Genomic DNA, 4,317 nt, shown 5'->3' on the forward strand with positions numbered 1-4,317 from the left:
AGGTACCGCTGACAATTCCGGTCGAAAAGCCTCTTTTAGTCAACCTAGGAAGTGTCGCTGTAACTAGAGACATCGAATCCCTTGCTCTGAACAATGACACACTCGCTGTGGTTGATGGCCAAGCTGCCAGCGCGGATATCAAAAAAATACAGCAATTCCTTTATGGTGCTAGTTTGCGAAGGCATGGATCATCTGTTTTTGACACTCATTTAATTAGTCATGCAACGAGCCTGCAACAATTTGTACCCCCTTTCCTCGTGCCGCATCTTTTATCCATCGATCCCAATTATGAAGCGCTTCAACACTTAGCTGCCATCGGTATGGGCAAAACAGCACGTGAGGTACGCCAAGACATCATAAAGGCGACGGAAAATAATACGATTTTCAGCCAAAATATTTTAGGGAACGGACCATACTCTCAGTTTTTGCCTGAGAGCGAAAAAATTCGGCAAGCTGCTGCCCTGCTAAGAAGCCAGGTGCAATCACAACTAGGCTGGTTCAATTGGCTCTTCTTACCTTCTGCGCAATACCAGCAATTTAAAATGGCTGCTTCTATATCTGACGATGATAAATTTTTAACTATAATGCGCGAAAAAAACCGCATGGCCCTGTTGAAAACAAACATTGTGTATACCTCAGGTCCCGGGGCAGTAGCACAGAGCTGGTTAGGCCGTCTATTTTTCAAACGTGAAGAGATTAACGAGCGCATAGCCCCCTTTTCATTTGCCCATTATAGACTCGATAAAGTATTTATTTCTGACAATGGTATGCCTTTGCACGCAAACGCCAAAGAGGCATTGGCTAAAATGTCAGGAACAGAATTAGGAAAAACTAACGATTTATCCTGGTTAGAAGAAGGACAAAATGCAACCGTAGTACGTGAGCAAAAAATCCAGAAAATACTTGATAATCTACCACAGAATTTTCAGGAGATGCGTGGTAAAGTTCAGGCGCATATCAAGAAAATTGAAGTTGATTTAGAGGGCTGCTTTGGTTTTTATCGTTATCGTGAGCGGCATGCGAAAATTAGAGCGCTTCAAGGTATTCTAACTCACTTTAGTGATGGATTCTTTGATGTAGATGGATTCCAAAATGCATTAAATAATTACCGTTCAAATGATATTTCTGCAAGCCTTTGGAAAAGTGAAACTAAAGCGCTAATTGATGATTTAGTCCAATTTTGCGAGCAAGCAAAAAATTATGAGCTTACTAACTCTCAAGGGCAGGTTTCCTTGCCTGTACTCATACCCAGCGCAGGATTATTAGTATAGACGTAGTGTGCCTGGGTGAGAGCGAAGCTTCGTTTGCACCCAGGCTATTGTCCTGATTATTAACTTGCTTGCTTAAAAATAAGCTAGTAGATACTATCTTTAAAACCAAGTCCAATTCTCATAAAAAGTTTTGTTATTTTTAAGAACGCCAAAGCGCACTGTCAATTTAACTTTTTCTAGCGCAAGGGAGAAGAAAGCCCAAATTTTAGGCGCATAAATATGCTCTTAGTCTAGCTCCAAAGTTAACTTGATGGCGCCATTGATAGAGCATCTCATTATTATATTGAGTCACTGAAATTAAAGTTAAAAATTTATTATTTGTTAACTCGGCTATGGCATAATTGTTTATTATTTTAGGAAGCAGAGGATGTATGTTCTTGGGTCGATTATTAGCACGATATCTATTCTTCTAGGAGCCATCGAACAAAGCATTGTCTTCCTAGTGAATGGGCTGTTAACCGCCATTCTTACTTTTGCGGCCTTCTATTTAGCTTAAATTTTTTCGCTTAATCCAAAACGTCTGAGTTGGTTCACCCTGTAATTACTGATATAGGCGCGGATTTTTGGACGAAAAAAAGAGATCTATAAGAGCTATTCTTCTATGATTGCCCCCCTTGCCGGATTTCTGAGGAAGAACTGACAGAAAGGGGAATTTCAGCTTAATCTAATAAAATGTGTGTTTCCCACCATAAACGAGCGCTTTCCCTATAGCTAGGTTTTTATTCGGAACTATCAAATCTGGATTTTTTAGCGAAGCAATAGTAGTCAAGATATTTAGATATCCGTCATTCAACATACCTAACAGGCCACCACATTTCTTGCATGCTGGTTTAACTGTAGCCAGGGCTAGGGGAAAGATGGGAGGACGGCCTAAAGTAGAACCATCAAAAATACAGGTGGCCAAGCAAATGCATCAGGATAAAAGCTTGTCTATTGAAGAAATTTGTAAAGTTTTAAAAATTTCCAAGCCTACACACTATCGTTATCTGTCTTCATAATTAATTGCAAGTTCCTCTGCACCCAGGGTCTTTTCATGACCATAAATTAGTCATCTATTCAGTATAATCGCGTAGTTAATTGAACTGATGCAAGTAGACAGATGAACGAAGTACTAGCCTTTTTATCCACAGTTGAAGATGTAAGAGAATATCATTTATCCGTTATCCTCCCTGTTATACTAGGGGCTTTAATCTTTTATTTAATAATTCAAAACAAGCCTAGCCCCATAATTTTCCTTTGACCCAAAGTAGTAATTTTATCTTTTTAGTAAGACAATCGGGGGTCATGTGCCTAAGCGTACTGTAACAAGAAGAGGTATACATGGCTGTATGACTATCCTTGTTATTATGTAGAGTCTTCTATCTAGCTTTTCCTTGTTTATCTTCGTACATTGCTGCATCGGCCTCTTGAAGCATTTCGTCTATTGACTTATCAGTATCATATGAAAAATGAGCGACCCCACTGCTGTATTCAATATTGTAGGGTTTGCTCAAGGTAGCATTCGCATTTTCAATATTTGTCTTAAAACGTTTTAAAATAGTGTTAATTTCATTGTCATCGCAATCGACCAACAGAGTGACAAATTCATCCCCTCCGAGTCGAGCTACCACATCACACTCTCGAAAAGACTCAAGCATGATTTGTGCAAACATTGTTAACACAAAATCACCCTCATGATGTCCATATTTATCGTTGATTATTTTAAATTTGTTCAAATCAAATAATAAGAAAGCCATCGGCTTTTTATGTCTTCGGCAAATTTTCATACTGTGGTCGGCTAATGTTAAAAATCCCCGCCTGTTAGAAATCATCGTCAATTCATCCAATGTGGCTAATTGTATCGATTTAATTTCTTGCTCTATCATCTCACCTAAATCCTTGAGCAGCTGTTGGTCCTCATCATTCATTTCTCGTGGATTTGAATCGATAAGACATAGAGTGCCTAAAACTATCCCTTGCCTTAGTTTCAAAGGATAGCCTGCATAAAAGCGTATATTTGGGTGATTTATTACTAAGGGGTTATCAATAAAACGGACATCTTCAAGCGCGTTTGGTATGATAAATAAGCCTTCTTGATTAATAGCATGACCACAAAAAGAAATTTCCCTGGACGTTTCAGAAGCATCTATTCCCTGCGCAGATTTAAACCACTGGCGATTTTCGTCAACTAAACTCACTAATGAAATCGAGACGCCAAACAATCTTTTAGCCATTCGTGTAACACGATCAAATCTTTCTTCGTGGGAGCTATCTAGAATTTGTAGTGCTCTTAAGGCATGTAAGCGCTCAGCTTCATTCTTTGGTAATTTAGGCTTTATCATTTAAATATCCTTATATAAATGTCATATTTAAACGCCTATAGCAAAAACTTTAAATCAGCGGGGTGGTAACTGATGATTTATAGTGAAATCAGTTACAAATTTATTGTGCTTCTTTTATCCAAAAACAATCAAATAAAGTATACTTAAAAACCTTCAATACAACAAATCACACATCTATACTAGGCATCGTTATGTATGGACCCAAGGCTGGATGCAAAAAACGTAGATACTGTCTTTAAAAGCAAGCCCAATTTTCATTAAAAGGTTTGTTATTTTTAAGAACGCCAAAGATGATATGGGCTAGTTTACGCATAACAGCACAGATAATTGTTTTTGGGGTTTTACCTTTTATCCGCAGTCTATTTACAAAGCAATGAAGAGCTTTGTTATATCGCTTGGCGACTAAAGCAGCCATATAGAGGGCTTTTCTTAAACGACTATCGCCGAGTCTTGATAGGGTGGTTTTACCAGTGAAAGAACCTGATTGATGTTGTTTTGGAGTAATGCCGATATAGGCAGCGAACTGTTTAGCAGTTTGAAAGGAATGAATATCAGGCATACGGGCGAGGATATAGTAAGCGGTGAGTTTACCGATGCCTTTAATGGATATTAATAAGTCTAATTTTTCTTTAAGTCGCTGGTTATTGTTAATCAGCTCATCGATTTTCTTCTGGATACATTCTATTTCCTGCCCCAATTTCTGAATCATTTTCTTTAAGGATTTT

Annotated in this window: 4 protein-coding genes; 2 read left to right on the plus strand and 2 right to left on the minus strand. The window is 38.3% G+C overall.

The annotated features are described in order from the left end of the window. Together Lfee_RS06790 and Lfee_RS17790 are read left to right on the plus strand one after the other, a co-directional pair. Positions 1 to 1,271 (plus strand): hypothetical protein (locus tag Lfee_RS06790; protein WP_193786944.1); only part of this gene is annotated, 1,271 nt, incomplete at its 5' end. Positions 1,272 to 2,128: 857 nt separating this feature from the next. Further along, the gene (locus Lfee_RS17790; RefSeq protein WP_112854548.1) at positions 2,129 to 2,269 is read left to right on the plus strand and encodes a helix-turn-helix domain-containing protein; all 141 of its coding nucleotides are present in this window, start codon (positions 2,129 to 2,131) and stop codon (positions 2,267 to 2,269) included. A 360-nt stretch (positions 2,270 to 2,629) separates the two neighbouring features. Here the strand turns inward: Lfee_RS17790 and Lfee_RS06795 are convergent, their stop codons facing one another. After that, the gene (locus Lfee_RS06795; protein WP_058445180.1) at positions 2,630 to 3,592 is read right to left on the minus strand and encodes a GGDEF domain-containing protein; all 963 of its coding nucleotides are present in this window, start codon (positions 3,590 to 3,592) and stop codon (positions 2,630 to 2,632) included. 235 nt (positions 3,593 to 3,827) lie between these two features. After that, positions 3,828 to 4,317 (minus strand): transposase (locus tag Lfee_RS06800; RefSeq protein ID WP_193786945.1); only part of this gene is annotated, 490 nt, incomplete at its 5' end.

This window comes from Legionella feeleii (assembly GCF_001467625.1).
Classification (GTDB): Bacteria; Pseudomonadota; Gammaproteobacteria; order Legionellales; family Legionellaceae; genus Tatlockia; species Tatlockia feeleii.

What these genes read in the sequence shown, in the direction of transcription:
- Lfee_RS06795 (WP_058445180.1), bottom strand. Translation starts at nt 3,592, where the DNA reads ATGATAAAGCCTAAATTACCAAAGAATGAAGCTGAGCGCTTACATGCC.
- Lfee_RS17790 (WP_112854548.1), top strand. Translation starts at nt 2,129, where the DNA reads ATGGGAGGACGGCCTAAAGTAGAACCATCAAAAATACAGGTGGCCAAG.